The 18,895-nt window shown below is 39.5% G+C and carries 16 protein-coding genes; 4 read left to right on the top strand and 12 right to left on the bottom strand.

From position 1 onward, the window contains the following. Positions 1 to 15: 15 nt before the first annotated feature. From NXS00_RS14255 to NXS00_RS14265, 3 genes are read left to right on the top strand one after another with little or no spacing between them, the layout of a single operon-like run. Entirely contained in the window at positions 16 to 858 is an 843-nt protein-coding gene (locus NXS00_RS14255; RefSeq protein WP_258099891.1) for an ion transporter, read from the top strand. 26 nt (positions 859 to 884) lie between these two features. Then, positions 885 to 2,075 carry a PQQ-dependent sugar dehydrogenase gene (locus tag NXS00_RS14260; RefSeq protein ID WP_258099892.1) on the top strand — a complete coding sequence of 397 codons (1,191 nt, stop codon included), beginning with the start codon at positions 885 to 887 and terminating at the stop codon, positions 2,073 to 2,075. Positions 2,076 to 2,103: 28 nt separating this feature from the next. Then, complete coding sequence (locus NXS00_RS14265) at positions 2,104 to 3,075, top strand: ABC transporter ATP-binding protein (protein ID WP_258099893.1); 972 nt, start codon at positions 2,104 to 2,106, stop codon at positions 3,073 to 3,075. Positions 3,076 to 3,296: 221 nt separating this feature from the next. On the opposite strand, the gene NXS00_RS14270 is transcribed toward NXS00_RS14265, so the two are convergent. The 8 genes from NXS00_RS14270 to NXS00_RS14305 form a co-directional block, all read right to left on the bottom strand. Next, positions 3,297 to 3,695, bottom strand: a complete 399-nt coding sequence (locus NXS00_RS14270) for a rhodanese-like domain-containing protein (protein ID WP_258099894.1) — start codon at positions 3,693 to 3,695, stop codon at positions 3,297 to 3,299. A gap of 12 nt (positions 3,696 to 3,707) precedes the next feature. Next, positions 3,708 to 4,319, bottom strand: coding sequence for a rhodanese-like domain-containing protein (locus NXS00_RS14275; protein WP_258099895.1), 612 nt, complete (start codon positions 4,317 to 4,319; stop codon positions 3,708 to 3,710). A gap of 8 nt (positions 4,320 to 4,327) precedes the next feature. Further along, the gene (locus NXS00_RS14280) at positions 4,328 to 4,930 is read right to left on the bottom strand and encodes a YeeE/YedE thiosulfate transporter family protein (protein WP_258099896.1); all 603 of its coding nucleotides are present in this window, start codon (positions 4,928 to 4,930) and stop codon (positions 4,328 to 4,330) included. 1 nt (position 4,931) lies between these two features. Further along, positions 4,932 to 5,465: a YeeE/YedE thiosulfate transporter family protein gene (locus NXS00_RS14285; RefSeq protein ID WP_258099897.1), complete on the bottom strand. Its 534-nt coding sequence runs from the start codon at positions 5,463 to 5,465 to the stop codon at positions 4,932 to 4,934. A 2-nt stretch (positions 5,466 to 5,467) separates the two neighbouring features. Continuing rightward, complete coding sequence (gene nrfD, locus NXS00_RS14290; RefSeq protein ID WP_258099898.1) at positions 5,468 to 6,409, bottom strand: NrfD/PsrC family molybdoenzyme membrane anchor subunit; 942 nt, start codon at positions 6,407 to 6,409, stop codon at positions 5,468 to 5,470. A 6-nt stretch (positions 6,410 to 6,415) separates the two neighbouring features. Then, positions 6,416 to 6,949, bottom strand: coding sequence for a 4Fe-4S dicluster domain-containing protein (locus NXS00_RS14295; RefSeq protein ID WP_258099899.1), 534 nt, complete (start codon positions 6,947 to 6,949; stop codon positions 6,416 to 6,418). Further along, complete coding sequence (locus NXS00_RS14300; protein WP_258099900.1) at positions 6,946 to 9,183, bottom strand: molybdopterin-containing oxidoreductase family protein; 2,238 nt, start codon at positions 9,181 to 9,183, stop codon at positions 6,946 to 6,948. Before NXS00_RS14300 ends, NXS00_RS14295 begins: the two co-directional genes overlap by 4 nt. Positions 9,184 to 9,518: 335 nt before the next feature. Further along, positions 9,519 to 11,294, bottom strand: a complete 1,776-nt coding sequence (locus NXS00_RS14305) for a methyl-accepting chemotaxis protein (protein ID WP_258099901.1) — start codon at positions 11,292 to 11,294, stop codon at positions 9,519 to 9,521. 189 nt (positions 11,295 to 11,483) lie between these two features. Between NXS00_RS14305 and NXS00_RS14310 the strand changes: the two genes are divergently transcribed. Continuing rightward, positions 11,484 to 11,966, top strand: coding sequence for a deoxycytidylate deaminase (locus tag NXS00_RS14310; protein ID WP_258099902.1), 483 nt, complete (start codon positions 11,484 to 11,486; stop codon positions 11,964 to 11,966). 6 nt (positions 11,967 to 11,972) lie between these two features. Here the strand turns inward: NXS00_RS14310 and NXS00_RS14315 are convergent, their stop codons facing one another. From NXS00_RS14315 to NXS00_RS14330, 4 genes are all read right to left on the bottom strand, one after another. Further along, positions 11,973 to 14,108, bottom strand: coding sequence for a T9SS type A sorting domain-containing protein (locus tag NXS00_RS14315; RefSeq protein WP_258099903.1), 2,136 nt, complete (start codon positions 14,106 to 14,108; stop codon positions 11,973 to 11,975). A 243-nt stretch (positions 14,109 to 14,351) separates the two neighbouring features. Beyond that, on the bottom strand, positions 14,352 to 15,767 hold the full coding sequence (locus NXS00_RS14320) for a T9SS type A sorting domain-containing protein (RefSeq protein WP_258099904.1): 1,416 nt from the start codon (positions 15,765 to 15,767) through the stop codon (positions 14,352 to 14,354). Positions 15,768 to 15,913: 146 nt separating this feature from the next. Continuing rightward, on the bottom strand, positions 15,914 to 18,526 hold the full coding sequence (locus NXS00_RS14325; protein ID WP_258099905.1) for an ABC transporter permease: 2,613 nt from the start codon (positions 18,524 to 18,526) through the stop codon (positions 15,914 to 15,916). Then, entirely contained in the window at positions 18,523 to 18,861 is a 339-nt protein-coding gene (locus NXS00_RS14330; protein ID WP_258099906.1) for a PadR family transcriptional regulator, read from the bottom strand. The genes NXS00_RS14325 and NXS00_RS14330 overlap by 4 nt, the downstream gene beginning before the upstream one ends. Positions 18,862 to 18,895: the final 34 nt, after the last annotated feature.

An 18,895-nucleotide genomic window follows, 5' to 3' on the forward strand; every position in this document is an offset into this window, starting at 1 on the left:
TAAACAGGTGCCTTTATGACACAAACCAAGATGCGAAATCTCATCGAAACCTCCTGGTTTCAGCGCACAATTGTTGGTTTAATATTAGCTAACTCTATATTAATTGGATTAGAAACCAGTCCCGAATATATGGATGCATTCGGGACCTATATTGATCAAATAGATCGCATCATCTTGTTTGTTTTCGTTTTAGAAATACTACTTAAACTTTATGCATACGGATGGGAGTTTTTTAAAAGCCCATGGAATTTATTTGACTCCATTGTCATATTGGTTTCTGTCATTCCAAGTGTTGGGGCGTCATTTGCTGTCATGCGAGCATTACGAATACTCCGAACACTCAGGCTACTAAAAAACATACCGAAACTTAAGATCATTATTGAATCGTTATTGCATGCCATACCAAGTATAGGATGGATTGGAGTATTACTAATGATCATATTTTACATCTTTGCAGTAATCGGAAATAACCTATTTGGAGATGCTCATCCAGAATATTTCGGATCGTTAAGTGACTCGTTGTTTACTCTTTTTCAAATCATGACATTGGAAAGTTGGTCTTCCGGAATTGCCCGGCCGATTATTCAGGAAATGCCATTTTCCACTATCTACTTTATTGTTTTCATCTTAATTGCCACTTACACTACGCTTAATATATTCATTGCAATTGTAGTTAATACCATGAATGAATTGCACCAAAGAAGTTTGCAAGAAGAAGAACAACATATCAAGCAATTTGTCCATGTAGAACATGTTCAACTTATTGATCACATGAATGCGCTACAAGATGAACTGACCGAAATCAAGAGCCTGTTAAAATCACAACAGCAAAATAATCCTAAACAAAAGTCCAACTAATCTATTATCCAAGAAATATACTTTTCATGAAACACTTATATACCCTCAGTCTAATCACCCTATCAATGCTATTTGGTTGTAGCACTTCATCTACTCAAGAGGAAGAGAAAACATCCACACCCACCTGGAGTGCCACAAAAGAAACAGAAGGTCTACAAGACATGACGGGTATTGAATTCGATCAATTGACATTACCCGAAGGATTTAAAATTGAATTATATGCTCGTGTAAACAATGCAAGGTCACTAGCGCTTAGCCCATCTGGTGTAGTGTATGTAGGTAATAGACGAGGTGGAGATGAGGTGTATGCTTTGAAGGATCTGGATGGAGATTTTAAAGCAGACGTTCGATATGTGCTAGATACTGGAATGCGCATGCCCAATGGTGTAGCATTCTATGATGGAGACCTATATGTAGCTGAGGTAAGTAAACTCTGGAGATACGAAAATATAGAAGAGGATTTCACTAAGGTTAGCAAAACTCTGATTTATGATGATTTTCCTACGGATGCTCATCATGGGTGGAAATACATCGATTTTGGTCCTGATGGCAAACTATATGTGCCTGTTGGTGCCCCATGTAATATCTGCGAAAGTAAAGACAGTATCTATGCGTCTATCACAAGAATGAATCCTGATGGATCTGGAAGAGAGGTTTATGCACATGGAGTGAGAAATACCGTTGGTTTCACCTGGCACCCAGAAACTGGTGATATGTACTTTACTGATAATGGCAGAGATGCATTGGGAGACACCATTCCTCCGTGTGAATTAAATAGAATTACCGAAGCTGGTCAGCACTTTGGATACCCTTACTGTCACGGAGGTTATATAGCTGATCCAGAGTTTGGAGATAAATATCCGTGTGAAAACTTTGTAAAACCCGCGCAGCAACTTGGACCACACGTAGCCCCTCTTGGTGTCAAATTTAATAATGGAAATATGTTCCCTGAAGAGTACAAAAATTTAGCTTTCATTGCTGAACATGGCTCATGGAACAGGACTCCGGAAGCTGGACACACAGGACACAAAATCACTACGGTAAAAATAGAGAATGGTCAGGGAGTTGCTTACGAAGACTTCATCACTGGGTTTTTAAATAAAGAAACGAATCAGGCTTGGGGTAGACCGGTATCTATTGTATTTCTTCCAGATGGGTCTATGTTAATTTCCGATGATTTGAAAGGAGCAATTTACCGCGTAAGCTATACTGGCTAATTTTTCCAGTATATCTTCGCCTCTCGAAATGAAACCAATCTTAGAGGCACATAACATACACAAATCCTACGAAGGCAGGACAATATTAGAGAACATCTCCCTTGGGCTCACCATCGGAGATGTTCATGTTTTATTAGGTCCTAGTGGATCAGGGAAAACCTCTCTATTACGAATTCTTGCTGGACTCCTTGACCCTGATTCTGGCCATGTAACTTTAGACAATGAGGTCATAGAAGGCCCAAAAGACCGTCTGGTGCCTGGTTATGAAGAAATTAGCATTGCCCATCAAGACTTCAAGCTAAAACACAAAATGACCGTAATGGAGAATATCCGTTACGAACTGCTTGCCTATACCAAAGAATACCAGCAAGAACGCATCGAAACGCTTTTAGGTCTGTTTAAGATACAGCATCTTCGGGATAAGGATATTTCACTAATATCTGGTGGTGAAAAACAGCGTGTGGCCATTGCCAGAGCTATGGCGCATGAGCCGGATGTTTTACTGATGGACGAACCATTCTCCAACTTGGATCTTGGCACGAAATCCTCACTCCTCAGCGAGATCAAAACGCTAGCCAAGGAGACTGAAACTGCCATTTTATTAGTCACTCACGATACCAGAGATGCACTAGAAGTTGGGGACCTGGTTTCTGTAATGCATCAAGGTTCAATTATCCGCCAAGGAACACCAAAAGAAGTCTATGAAGATCCACAAAATGAAATCGTGGCGAATCTATTTGGACCTTTTAATTTAATCGATAAGGATCATTACGAATTGTTCAAAATTTTAAGTAACAGCGAAAAAATCGGTATTTGGCCGGAAAATGTAGTCATTGATAATGAAGGACAAATTACCACTTCAATCACACGCACTACTTTCATGGGGCATTACTGGAAGAACGAATTGATTAATGAAAAGTCCCCCATTCTTTGCTACTCTGCTCATAAGCATGAAGGACAGCAAAAAATAAAAATAAATCAGTTCTTTGAGTTACTATAAGTGATTTACCTAGGCATATCTCTTAGTATTTTTCACTAATAATGCTCATAACTGTATTGCAATCATCAGCATTCAATAAATTCATCGAATCATAACCGATATTGTACCAAAATCTTTGGGTGAAAATCAAATAATTCATTAGGTTCACAATACAGGCGGGCCAGATAGAAAGTATCTGGCGGAATAAAGAATCCAGTCACACTTGTGATTGGGTTCTTTTTTTAAAGCCTATATACAAAGATTGAATCATACCCCATTTGTGTCAGTAACATCCAGGATTCATTCGCATGAATTCGTTCATCAGAGATGATCACTTTAGGCCTTGATTGCCCGATCAGTTCTAAACTTTCATCATTGAGCAATTGAGATAATGGGACATTTACAGAGTGATCCAGATGATCAACAAGGAAGGACCTTTCATTTCTGATATCAATCAAAATTGGGTCCACGAGTTGTGATAGCCCTGTAGAGTCCAATCGATAACCCGAATGCAGTACTTTACCATGCATCTCTTTTGCTGTTAGCTCAAACTGGCTTTTGTCTGCATAAAAAGATACAATCAGCAAGAAGCCAAATAGTGATAAAATAATAATGCCTAGTGGTCTTATGGAAGATTTCATGATTTTCAATTTTTAGCTACAACCACCTTGTACTTTTTTCTTCTTGCGACCTTGTATTGGTGCAATTGGAGTAAACTCAATTTTAGGAAGAGATTTGGCCCCAGTGAAGAACTGACGGGAAGCCATTCGCTTCTCATATAAGTCAAACTCATCTTTCGAAGCTGTCTGAGGAGGAAGCGGTGGATCTAAAATCAAATCATTCCATTCATTCAAGCCGCCTTTCAACAAATAATTATTCTTAAAACCTTGTTGCTTCATGATCATCCACACTTGTGTAGCCAACTCATCATCCAGTCCATAGATGACATTTTTCTTAATGAATTGATCAAATAAGTAGGCATAGTTTTCGGTGAAGATGGAATCTATTGGAATATTGATCGCACGAGGAAGTGGATCTTTGAATTCGCTAGCTGGTCTTACGTCTATCAACTGAATGGATGGATCTCCAGATATCAACAAATGTGCTAATTCATCGACAGAAACATAATTAGTCTCCAATAGCATCTCCTGCAACATCTCTCGCTCGTTCAATGCAATAGAGTCATTCTTTCGGCCAGGAAGCATTGCTCCTGTAATACCCAAAGCCAATACGATTACGGTTAAAAGCTCTCTACTTTTCATCATTTTAAGGTTTAGAGTTCTTTAGTGATATCTGGTCGTTTAAATTTTTTCTCAGCCCACTCTCCTACCCAGAACATAATCACTGCAGCGATAATTACCAGGAGAACAAGGAGCCCATCAGAGATGCCTATTGTGGTTGAGAGTTTTATCCCTCCCAGGTAATTTTTCATATAGATATCTATCCAAAATGGATAGGTTTCTCCGAATATGAAAATACCGAGCAAACTCCCACCTAAATAAGCCAAAGCATCCAGTTTACCAATTGCTGCTGCGCAAACACTTGTTCCTGGACAAAAACCACCAACAATGAATCCTATTCCCATGATGACTCCTCCAATAATGGCAGAGTTGATAAAGTATTCATTGACATAGATGATACTGGTATCAAGCATCTCAAAGTAATTGAGGAATAAGATGCCGATCATGGCCACTAGAGCAGCTGTAAAAAACACCTTCAGCACTGTGGTATCATAGCCGTAAAACATTCCAGCCAATTTTCGGCTAGAACTGAAGCCGGCTTGCTCCAGCGCAAACCCAAATCCTATTCCAATGATGAAGGCAATTAGAAAATTAAGCTCTTGTGAGATTTCGTATATTGGAATGACAGGTCCCATGTTAAATCCAGTTTTTTCTAAAGAAATAAGCAAATACGTAAGCCGTGCCGAATATGGCCACCATCGTTACAAATCCTGCAAGTGAGAGAGTGGCCATTCCGCTCAGAGCAGCCCCACTGGTACATCCACGCCCAAACTGTGACCCAAATCCAAATAATGCTCCTCCCAGTATAGCCATAACAATTCTTCGTTTTTTTGTGATATTGGGAGAGTGCTCCGTCTTTAGAGACAGTCTACCAGATACAGCGCCAGAAATGAACCCTCCGACTACCACTCCAAGAACTTGAAATACTAGCCAACTATTCATAGGGTTTTGACCATTAGCAATGTATTTCCCATAGAATCCAGATTCTTCGGCTTTTGTATGAGCAACAGTTTCTACTGTAGTAACAACCACACTTTTCATTGCGCCACTTGCTCCCAATCCTCTACCTGTCAGATAAAATGACAACAATAAAACAAGCCCTAGTATAACCCCTGCTAAATAGGGGTTCATATACTTCGTTTTTCCGGTGATATAATTGTGATGTGACATGATTAATATAGATATCTACTCGCCTGACCGGCATAAACAATAATGAATCGTAACATGATGTTTCCTACCAGAATGAGTATCACTGGTATGATTACAGGAATCTTCTGACCTCTTAGCTCCAATAATTCCAACAGAGCAGGAACGACCATTCCTATGAAGACAACAAAAATCCAGAATGGCAAAGTGTATTGACCTCCGAGAAATAACTGAGCAGCTTCAATTTGCACCTCAGTACTTGCCAGCAATCCCATAAACAAGTGAATAATGAAGAAAATCTCTACTCCTATGATCACCAGATCTAGCTGACTAAATAGCTTTCTCTCCAATTCATTTTTAGAGAACCCCATAATTACTGCTGCTCCTGCTGATAATCCTGAAGCCAAAAACAGGGGTCCTAATATGGACGTGTTCCAAAGTGGTCTGGCATTGAAAGCTGACAATAGAATCCCAGTATAAATCCCTAAAATCACTGAGTAAAACACCATGATCCAGGCCAATACTCTTCGATACTTTATGAAGAAGGCTTCTAATGCATATAACCATTTAAACTTCCAGTCCCAATTAGGAAATACTTCTCGTACATAAGTAGCACTCCAAACAATTGACAAAGGAGTTTCTACCATCAAAGTCCACGCACCCCAGGACATAGGAGATTGAAGGCGAATAGTGGTGTAAAGCCTCCAGAAATACAACTTGTGATGCAAATCCAGAAACAGCGCGCCAAGTCCCAGAATCAATATAACTGGTGTAATCATTGGAGCCCATTTTATCGCTGCAGGCAACTCCTTATCCTTACCTCGGAGGTAATAAAACGAAGCAAAAAACAAGATTCCTGCTGCAAGTCCTCCTACAAAAAGGTAAAAGGCTATCTCCCATCCCCAAATATGAAGTAGTGGATCAACCTTGTGATTCATTCTACCACTAATGATGATTTCTTCTTCCATGACAGTTTAGATTAAGAAGTACAATTGAGGATCAGTACCGGCCTCAGTTTTAAGTCGTTTGTATTTACGCTCCTTGATTTTCTTAGAAACGTCACTATTTGGATCATCCAAATCACCGAAGTACAAGCAGTTGGTAGGACAAACCTCCACACATGCTGGTTGCTCCCCTTTTCGCACTTTATGAATACAGAAGGTGCACTTATCTACATATCCGTCAGGATGAGGGTAGCGTGCATCATAAGGACAAGAAGCAATACAAGCACCACAACCAATGCACAGATCAGGAGTAACTAATACCACACCACCCTCTTCTATATGACTTGCTCCCGTTGGGCAGCAACGTACACATGGAGCATTGGCACAATGATGACATCTTTCTGATCGATATTCCGTCTCCAGATTTGGGTAAGTACCTGTAGTCGTTTCTACAATCCAATCACGGCAGAAGCCAACAGGTACTTTATTCTCTATTTGGCAAGCAACAACACAGTCGCTGCACCCTACACACTTCTTGGTGTCAATAGCCATTGCGTATCTCATGATGCTTCTACAGTTTCAGGTTTTTCAGTCAATATGGTTACAAAATTTCCACGCATGCCTGTACCTCCCATTGCTGGATCGTACATCACATTGCTAATGAGTTCTGTATCGCTCGCACCCTTTCCAAAGGCGCGACTTAGTTTCTTTTGTGTATGCCCAAATCCATGAGCCATGTAGACAGAGTCCCAACGGATTCGCTCAGTGATTCGAACCTTAATGGAGAAAGTAGACACCTTTTCATCTTGATTTTTCAACCAGACATACTGCCCATTTTTGAGTGCCCATTGTTTTGCCACCTTAGGGTTCACCCAAAGCTCATTTTCAGGCATAATATCCACTAGATTAGGATTGTTAGAGGTTCTGCTGAATGTATGTGCAGGAGCCCGGCCATAATTCAACCGATAGAAACCAGGCTGTGGCTGAGCGTGTTCTGTATACACTGGCATTGGAGGAAATCCAGCATTAGCAAGATCCGTCGCATAGAGTTCTATCTTACCCGTGTTGGTATTGAAAAGATTCTCCTGACCTTCCAGGAAGTACAAATCATCATATTCCCGTTTCAACTTTTTCACTCCAATCTTTTGCATTTCTGCCAAAGAACTTCCCACTTTTTTAAGCTGCCAATCCAGCACTTCCTCTATGTCCTTATACTGGAAGTATTCATCCAAACCTAGCTCAAACCCTAATTGCTGAGCAATCCACCAGTCAGGTTTAGAATCATATTTTGGCTTTACTGCTGGCATTCGTAGAGAAATGACCGGCTCTCTATGTGGAGAATTTCGGATGCTATCATAGCGCTCCAGATAAGTACATTCTGGCAGCACCACATCAGCATAACCGGTAATCTCCATTGGCATGGTATCAATAACAACCAGCAGATCCAATGCCTCAATTGCTTTGAAAGTGCGCTCCTGATCAGGCAGTGTATGTATCAAATTTGTGCCGTTGACAATCCATCCTTTGATGTTCCAGTCTCTATTCTCATTTGGAATGGTCGCATCCACCAAAGCGTTCGAAACGACCTCTGTTGCCAAATCGAATTTTCCATCTGCCGCATCCTTCCAGGTATGCTTTGGGTTAGGATATGGTGGATGTGGAAAATCAGGGATACTCACCTTATCAGGATTGTAAAATCCACCTCTTCGACCCCATGATCCAAGTAGTGCATTCAAAATAGCTACTGCTCTCAACCGCTGAGTATCATCACCATACCAGGTCACATGTCTACCAGGATGTACAATAACCGCTGGGGACGCATTGGCCATTTCTTTGGCAGTTTCCCTGATTACTTTGGGTTCTATGGTCGTAATACCATAGGCCCACTCCGGTGTGAATGTTTGAACGTGATCCTTCAATTGATCAAATCCAAAAGTGTTTTTCTCCACATATTCCTTATCATACCACTCTTCATTGATAATGACATGAATCCAGGCAAGCAACAATGCAATGTCTGTGGAAGGCTTTATTGGTAACCAGAATTTGGATTTACTGGCCGCCGTAGAAAATCGCGGATCAACAGTAATGATAGTAGCACCTTTATCTATGGCCTCAGACATTTCCTGAACCTGGCCATTGTGCATGTTTTCACCAATATGACTACCTATTAACACTAAACATCTGGTATCTCTGATATCGGTACGCTCTGGTGAATAGACTCCTTCTCCAAATGTAGAGATAAACGCTACTTCTCTTGGTCCTCGGCATTGTGCAAAACTTGGTGCTGTAATGTTATAAGACCCATACGCTTTCAGGGTATGACCTAGGAACTTACCACCAGAACCATGAGTAAATAATGCCATGCTATCAGGTCCGTACTCTTTGGCGATAGTTTTCATCTTATCTCCTATCACCTTGAAAGCTTCAGACCAGGAAGCTTTTTTAAAGACTTGTTTACCGTTTTGTTCTACGCGAATTAGTGGTGTTTTTAATCGGTCTTCATCGTGGTACATACCTACTCCAGCCGTACCTCTCGGACATAATCTTCCATTGCAGTGTGGATCATCTTTATGACCTTCCAGTTTCCAAATTTCTCCATTTTCATCCTTGGTCACCCATCCCGCACATTTCCAAAAACACACCTCACAGTACGTTGGAGTTTTAGAAGTAAATGTTGGTGTAGGGATTGCACTATTAAGAAGATCGCCATTTGCCCAGCTGAAAACTGAACTTCCTATGGCGGCAGTTCCGATTCCAGCTCCGGAAATTTTAATAAAGTTTCTTCTGTTCGTTTTCATGTTGGTGCTCTTGATTGCAATAGCAAGGTAGAATAGCACCACTGGAGGCCAAATGACCCTTGAACGAGTCGCCCGTGATTAGGATCACGATTATATGTAACCTAAGTTACAGAGAGTTAATATGTTATTGATTATATAATAAAACCCCACGATCGGTGGGGTTTTGGTGTAGACAATACACTCATAGATTGTAAAAACTGTGACGTATTAGTCCGTACACTATAAAGTTTCTTTCGACTGGTCTCAATCCTCTTTGTGATTGATTTGATATGATGAAGGTAGATAGTATCTATGATAGATTCATTGACAAAGTATAGAATTACCCTTGATTAATCTCATTGGAAATCATCTTCATCTGGACTAAATAACTCTACAGCATCGCCATCATCAAATTTCGTCAAAACCAATTGATCAGTCACTTCCTTCAATGAATCTGAAATAAGCCTAAACTGGGAAATTTTATGGTTAAATGACTCCATTCCTGAAGATAACTCTGAGGCAGAACTTGCGATTTCTTCAGTTCCCGCAGCAGTTTGCTCGGCAATGACGACAATATTTTCAGATATAGAAACAACTGAAGTGATTTTATCCATTTGCTCCTTCACTGATTGGAGGATCTCACCTGATAAGTGTAAACTACTCTTGGAAGAGTCAAAAATCTTTTGGAATGTCTCAGAAGCTTCTTTTGATTTGACCTGTCCTACCCCAATACGTTCATTCATTTCATCCATGGCTTGACTGGCATCTGAAGTATCTTTTTGGACATTAACAACCAATTCTTCAATCTCTCTAGCAGACCTCTTTGAATCTTCAGCCAGCTTTCTAATTTCCTCCGCTACAACCGCAAAACCGCGACCAGCATCCCCTGCCTGGGCTGCCTCTATTGCAGCATTCAATGCCAACAAATTAGTTTGTGACGATATTTCAGTAATTACACTTAGTGCCTTACTTATTTGACTCGATCGATCTTCCAAGACTTCCATGGATCGATTAGCATTGGAAGCATATTCTGAAATCTCAGAGATACTTTTAAGCACTTCGTCTGACATTTCCATCCCTTGAGCACTAAGATCAGACCCTATTAAGGTGGTCTCATTGATTTCCTCTACTTTCTTACCCATTTGCTCAGAGGTATTACGTACCATCTCTACAACTGATGATGCCTCATCCACTTTGACTACCTGTGTTTGTGCACCCGTACTCATTTGACCAATAGAAGCTGCAATTTCACTGGTATTGATACTCATCTCCTGGCTTGTAAGCAACATTTCTGTTGATGAGCTCTTTATTTCTTCAGCATTAGAAATTACTCCTCTGAGTAAACTCTCCAGCTTCTCTAGAGCATCATTTAAATTATTCTTTAATCGACCAATATCTCCCTCAGCTTTCTGAATATACCTTCCACTAAAATTACCTTGTGATAATCCTTCAACAATTTGATTTACCTGAGCAATTGGTGTGGCAAAAGTTATTAGCAGCTCATTAACGGAAAAACTTAATTCTTTCCATGCCCCACTTTTATCTCCAATATCAACTCTTACACTAAGATTGCCATAAGTCCCTGCCTCTTGAACTACACGCTTGATATCATCAATTCCTCCCTTTAACTGATCTTGCATTAAGACCAAAGATTTTCCGAGACTATCCGAATCACTTTTAACAAAGTAATCAGCATCCAAATTTCCCTTGCCTATTTCTTCTGCAAAAGATCCAACTTCTTTTATAGTATCTATATACTTATCAAATGACTTAAATACATCCCCAATTTCATCGTTCTTGACCATGTATTTTTGATCAATAGTGATATCAGTATTTCCCTGCCTTAAAACTTCCAACCCTTCTGTTATTTGAAGAATAGGGTTTCTGACTTTTTTGATTAGAAAATGGAAGATCGCGAGCACGCCACCTACACCCATAGGCACAGCCCACAATAAGTGCTTTAAGCCAAAGTTTCCTGCAATAAATCCTAGAAAAGCTATGATGGCACAGACAACAACAATCCTTACACCCAGCCGGAACAGAAATGAATTCCTTAAAATGAAATAAAGCACACCTATTAAAAAGATGACGCTACAACTTATGGCAATACTGAAAATTCCAAAATCGCTCATTTATTGGTGGTATTTTAATTTGAAAATTGTATGTTATGCTTCACGAACCGGGTATAAATATGTCACAAAATTCAATCAGAACCTATAAATTTTGGCTTAGTTCAGTCAGAAAAACGGCCAGTATTTAAATCCTTTCGATAAATACCAAAAATCCCATAACTATTCAATTTGATCACATAATTTTGACCTATGAATAAGCCTGAATTTGATGATATCTTTATGGAGTTGGCAGTGAATCTCGCCAAGAAAAGTCACTGTATTAAAAGACATGTAGGTGCTGTACTAACCAAGGATACCCGCATCATCTCTATCGGGTACAATGGCCCACCAGCCGGAACACACAACTGTGACGATGAATTTCCTGAAGATGGGTGTCCAAGAGACTCGAAAGGCGGCTGTTCATTAGCTATCCATGCCGAACAGAATGCCATACTTTATGCGGTAAAAAACAAAGCTACGGTAGAAGGCTCTACACTTTATGTGACGTTATCTCCTTGTCTAGCCTGTGCTCGAATCATCTATACTGCAGGCATTGATAAAGTAATCTATCTCAACTCCTATGCCGAGCATAAGAAAATAGCTAATGACGAAGGCGTTGACTTCTTACGCAAATTTGGTATTACTGTAGAAAAATATCAAGGTCAGATCGAGCACGTCACTGACCTTATATAAGCAAACTTACTTTTTAACTAGTCTAATCAAGGTAGTGAAATCAGGCCCAGAAACCTTCATTAAATAGACTCCACATGGAGTAGTTGCATTCAATTGGATTTCATTTGAATACAAGAAATCACCACTTTGAAGTGCTACTCCATACAAATCAAGTAATTCCCATTTCATATCTGCAGTCGCATTTTGCACTGTCACAAAATTCTGTTGTACTGGGTTTGGATAGAGTGAAAGCTTGATATTGGCCGTAGGATTGCCAACTCGCTCAACAGCTACAATTTCAGTAGTTCCATCAAAATCAGTTTGACTTAACTGGTAATAGATCACTGGATCAAGAACTACAGGGTCAGTATAGCTATAGCTATTCAATTCATTAGAATCTCCACTACCTGCTACTCTTGCAATTTCAGTAAATTCAACTCCATCCCGCGATTTACTGATGGTGAAAAAGTCATTATTAAGCTCAGAACTTGTAACCCATTGCAAGTAAACTGACTGGTTTACTTTTTCTGCTTTAAACGATTGTAGGGTAATTGGCAAAGGAGTAACTCCTCCTCCAGTAATAAAATTCTCTAATTCGATATAGCCATCATCAGATAACTGGTCAATGGTTTTGGACTGGTCACTACCTCCACCACCATCTACCCATGCATCATCACCTGAATCAAAACTACCTGCATATACAACACCGTCTCCTGAATAACTTCCTTGACCCGAAGAACCTTCTTTTGTGAAGTTACCACTAACAGCTATTATTCCTCCAGAAGCAACCGTGATTTGATTTTTAAGGGTAAGATCTCCCATCACCACCAAAACTCCTCCTGGCTTAATATCCAAAATATCAGAATTACTTCTAAAGGTTAAATTTCCATACACCACCAATGTATCAAAAATTGTCATTGTCTTAGCCCCCGAACTGGCGGTAGTCACTGAGCCTCCTGTATAGATATAGCCAAAAATGGACACGTCACTACTAATGTTTGTTCTGGAAGGAGCTGTACCATCTACCCAATTGGAATTGGTTTCCCAGGCACCATAAATATTACTTTTAGTACGCTCCAAATTATTGTCATATGCTGAACAATCTCCACAACAACCATCTCCACATGCAGTATCACCAGATGTTGAAGATGTAGCTGTACCTGAATAAGATCCACCGTAGCTCAATGTTCCTCCATCTACCGTGATCGACCCGTCATTAGCTACATCCTCCGTTACGTAAACAGTACTTCCGGAATTGATATCAATATCAGCTAACCAATTATTATCCAGATTACCTTCAATAATTACATCAGAATTCGTGACGTCAAATGAAGATTCGTTGGACATAACAAAATCGCCATTTGAAACACTAATTGAACTGCCATTAGAAGCTGTAATTGATGCTTGATAACCATTTGTGAGATTTCCCGAAGAAACATTCAAATCTGACCCATCTAAATCTATAACTACACCATTATTGGTAGTTAAAGCTCCACCTGATCCGAATTCACTATCGGTAAACAGAAAATTAGAATATTGACTGATATTTACCGTTCCGTTAACATCTAACTGTGAATCTGTTACCGTAAAATCAACTGAATTTCCAGTACTAAAATTACCACCAACTTCAATTGATGAGTTGTTGATCAAAACATAATCAGTGAACTGGCTAGCAAAAAAATCTCCTCCTGTTGTTATCGTTGAATTGTTTAATGTGACCGGTCCTCCACCACCTTGAAAATCCTCGGTATATCCAGCTCCAACATGAAGACTTGCAGAAGACAATGTTAGCCCTCCATGATATCCTCCGGTGTATCCATTAGTTAAATTCACCTCAGTAGTTGAAAATGCAAGGATGGAATTATTATTTGTTGTGATTGCATTAGCATTGATTGTACCACCAGACACTGTGTAGGTTGTTGTACTTCCGACATAATTGACAATGATATCTCCTGTCACTGTAAGAACTGCACCTCCAGTTAGAGTCAAATCTCCATTCAAATAAAGATTGCCATCTATTTCTATAGAAGTATTGATAGTACAGCTGCTGGTGAGTGTAACATTTCCAGATACGTCACCGGTCGGACACTGAGTATATCCAGTAGTCTGTATCAGATAGAATCCAATGAAAAAATTAACTGCTATAAAAAATGATCGTATCATGCGTTTTTCTACAAATGGTTGCTGGTGATTCACTTGTAAGCTTATAAGTAAATCACTTAGTAAAAGTACGCACGGAACAACCTGACTAGTAAGAAATATTCGTTAAATAGGACTAAATAAAGGACTTATTGTACTAAAAGGGAGATTTTCACCTATATACATAAGCCAATACCCTGTTGAATTGCTGTGTAAAAGGTATGAGAATAGTAAATTGTTTATTATAGGCTAATAATAACCTGAGGCTTATTTAACCACAAATCGCATTGATCTACTTTCACCTGAAGCTGACTCTACTTGCAAGAAATAGTGACCATTATTTAAACCATCCACGGATATTTTAGATGAATCGATAAAGTCTCCACTTTTCAATGCAATACCAGAAAGTGAAATAATTTTCCATGACAATTCAGCTGTAGCTCCAGAAACATTGATAGAACCATTACTATCAACCATATTAGGCAATAGGCTCATTTGGCTCAGTTCACCCTTACCCAACACGATTACCTTAAGTTTTTCATAAGAGCCATCATAGTCTGTTTGAGATAATTCATAATAAACTGGCTTATTTTTGGACGAACCACCAATGTAATCTTCATACTGATAATAGCTAATACTATTTGTAGTCCCAGAACCTTGCACGAAGGTTAGATTAGTAAATTCCAAACCATCAAACGATCGTTTTATAGTAAAATAATCATTATCCACCTCTGTGGCAGTAGACCAATCTAAAACTACCATATTCCCCCTTTCTCTTCCTTCAAAGTTTATTAAGGTTACCGGTAAAGCTACTTCTCTGGTAACACTACACTCTATTCGATCTGAATCTCCAGGTGTACCATCTAAGCTTTCACAAGTACCTCCGACGACAACAGATCCACTACCTCCGTCTATATCCATTGGTTCTCCACTTAAATCCAAATTCCCACCTACAACGAAAGCACCGTCGACATTGTATCTTGTATTACCTCCACCAGCAGTAAAATCGCCTGTAGTGGTAAACGAACTACCGTTATAAACGTCCATCTGGGTATTATTTCCAAGATTTACGTCCCCATTAACTTTCACATCTCCATCAACAGTAACAGTCGCTCCATTTCCGGTGGATAACCCTCCAACTTCTAAGGTTCCGGTATTATACACATCAAAATCCAAATTATTAGCAACAGCTACCACTCCATCAAAAGTAATATCTCCTCCAGCTGTAATCCTACTACTATTACCACCAGAGGTTACTCCGCCTGTAGACACCAATGTACCTCCATTATCAACGGTAATAATTACATTACCAGAACCTGAGTCAATTTCTCCATTCACAATTAATGTCGCCCCTCCTTGCACATAAATGGTCAAATTCGCACTGTTAGTTATATCTCCATTAACTGTCAAAATAGCTCCAGAGTACAATGTTATAGAAGTAGCTTTGGTAAAAGCCATGCCAGTCAAAGTCAAATTGATTGAACCATCTACAACTGTGTTGAGATTATTTACATCGGATGTAATATCATCACCATCTACAGGAGCTATCCCGCCCTCCCAGGTCGTAGTGTATTGCCATTGTCCCCAATTTGTTATGATATCACGAGTTGCAGCATTTGCAACAAAAGATGTTAAGAAAACAAAAGTGAGAAAAGCAGAGAATTGAATTAATCTATTAGCCATATTGGTGATTTACTTATTCGAGCAAAGTGATTCACTTACTCAACTAAGCAAATCAGTTAGTAAAAGTACGTACCAATATTTTCACACACAATATGATTCTCCATAAACCGTATAAAATCAACAACTTAAGGGCAACTTTTTCAACATTACTCCTCTTTCAAAGCGTCCACCGGGTTTTTAATAGCTGATCGGTACGTTTGATAAGAAATAGTAATCAATGAGATTACCAACATTAACAGCAGTGGTATTAAAAAAATCATAGTGTTTAAACTGATTCTGTCTACATAACTTGATAGCCAGAAGTCTCCCACATAAAATGAAATAGGAATAGCTAAAACCGCCGAAATCAACACTAGCCTTACAAAGTACCTGGAGACTCCATAAAACAATTGATCCACTCTAGCGCCCATAACTTTACGTAAGGCTATTTCTTTCTTCTTTCTTTCCAATATGAATGCTGTCAAGGAAAACAGCCCTATACAAGCTATGATTATAGCTAGAACCGATGCTCCAGTAAACATTTTACCAAAGCGTTTTTCCCCTTCGTATAGTCTCTGAAATGAATCATCCATAAATTGGCCATCCATCGGATAACCTGGTAATAAATCAGCCCAGGTTTTGTCAATATGATCCAACGCATCAGTGATGTTCCCTTTAACCTTAATTGAAGCAAAGTGGTTCGCAAATGGAGTAGATGCTGAGGACCATCGGAACAGCAAAGAGCTTCCCTGATTTTTGGCAGAACGCGTAACAAAATCTCTAACCACTCCTATCACGCGAAAATCCTGCCCTCCACCTCTGGACAAGGTTTTGCCAATTGGATCCTTCCACCCTAATTCCGATTGTAATTGTTCATTGATGACAATGGTCATTGAATCACTTTTCAATCCAGGTTCAAAAAATCTTCCCTCAGTTAGTTCAAGGCCCCAAACATCAAGTATATTCGGATCCGCAAACACATTCAGAGGGTCAACAGACACCACGTTCTCACCTGTTGAATGATATCCCCAATCAGCTATTATACCTGATGGATACCCACTGGTGAATGCAACATTCGATATATTGGAATTACCCATTAGCAGAGATTTGAACCGATCCATTTTGCTCACTATTTTGTCGGCATCAGAAAGAATAAACACCTGTTCGGCATCCAAACCTAAATTGCGGTTACTCATATGACGCAGCTGTGCATAGACGATGAATGTTGCAACCATTAAAAACATGGATATAGCAAACTGTAAAACCACCAAAGAAGATCTCAGTCTTTGGTTTCCTCCAGTCTTTGACTCTCCCTTCAAAGCAGCTATAGGTTTAAAAGAAGACAGAAAACTAGCTGGATATAGACCCGCCAAAAGTCCCACAACAACCCAAATAACAAAGAACCAACCAATATTTCTTAGACTAATGATGTCCAGCACTTCATATTGGTTCTCACTAATCAAATTAAAATAAGGCAAAACCAATAGTGTCAGTCCTATTGCTATAAAAATGGCCGCTCCTGTTACCACAAAAGACTCAACCATAAACTGCTGGGCTATCAAATTTTTCACTGAACCTAACACTTTACGTATGCCGATTTCCTTGGCTCTCAATGAAGATTTTGCGGTTGCCATATTGACATAATTGATACAAGCCAACAGCAGTATGAAAAGAGCCACCAAAGAGAAAATGATTAGATTATTGTAATTTCCCGGGGTTCCAAGTGTTAATCTGGGATGGTGCAAATGAATATCCCGCATTGGTATGAGCACAAAAGTGTGCTGATTGTTGTCCTGAACAAACTCCTGATAAGAATTGTACTGAGGATTGAATTTCAATATTTCATCACCCATATATTTCTCTATGAACGAAGGAAACTTCGATTCTAAAATCTCAGGATCAGCACCTGGAGCTAATTTGAAATATGAATAAAAGTTATTTCCAGTCCAGTTTCCCGTAGTAGCCCATTTCTCCCATGGTATAGATTGTATGATCTGGTAAGGAATAGTAGTTGCTCGTGGAGCGTCTTTAACCACAGCTTTAATCACACATTTCACCTCATCAATTTCGATCGTTTCTCCAATTGGATCCTTCTCAGGAAAGTACTTTTGTGCCATACTCTCCGTCAAAACAACATCATTAGGTCCATTTAAGGCTGTCTTAGCTTCACCTCTAATGAATGTGTTCGGAAACAAATCGAAGAACGTACTATCCGCCATCAATACATTCTGTTGTTTAATAAATTGGTCTCCTTGCTTAATCACTACTTCTCCTAAGCCTCCCAATCGGGTACCATTAAGTATTTCAGGATAGTCAGCTTTCATGTATTTGACCAGTTGAGCAGGAGTATATGGTCCTCTGCCATTGATTGTTACTCGATAGATGTCTTCCACTTGAGGAATGTCTTTATCAAAGCTCGTTTGGTGACTCACATGTGTGAGAATGATTACACAACATGCGATACCAATTGCCAACCCCATGATATTTAACAGGGATTGAACCTTATTTTTAGCCATGTTTCTAAAAGAAACTTTAAAGTAGGTTTTGAACATTCCGAATGGACTTTTAGGTAGAAAATCATCAAGATCCTTGATGTAACGCCAGCGAAAAAAACGGATAACATTCCAGGTAAACTTCCACCTGGCCACATTAGGAGAGTGTTCAGCCTCACGATCAAAAAGCTCATAAAGATCACCTTCTATTACCTCTACATACCATGGTTTACAAAACCACTGAAGCAATTTCATGGCGAACTTTGGAGGCTCAGGTTTGCTTCTCATTTGTTTTGAAGTAAAGCCTCTGGAATTTGACTAAATAAAGTATTCCGAACTCGATGATTGATCTCCAACACCTGGATTCCGAGATTGGTCACTTTAAAAAAGCGCTTTCTTCTTCCTCCTCGTTCGGCTGTTGCCCCTCCAAGGTAAGACTCCAGGTAACCTTTCTTTTCCAATCGATCCAGAGCAGTGTGTACACCACTGATATTGGCTTTTCTTCCGGTTTGAGATGCGATCTCATCAAGAACTTTAACACCGTATGCATTTTCATGCAGTATAGCCGTGATTAACAGCACCAATTCCTCAAATTCTCCGAGTTGAACTTTCTCCTCTTCCATTATTTTCACAATTGTAAATTAAATACGATCAACT

Source organism: Marinoscillum pacificum, assembly GCF_024714495.1.
Taxonomy (GTDB): Bacteria; Bacteroidota; Bacteroidia; order Cytophagales; family Cyclobacteriaceae; genus Marinoscillum; species Marinoscillum pacificum.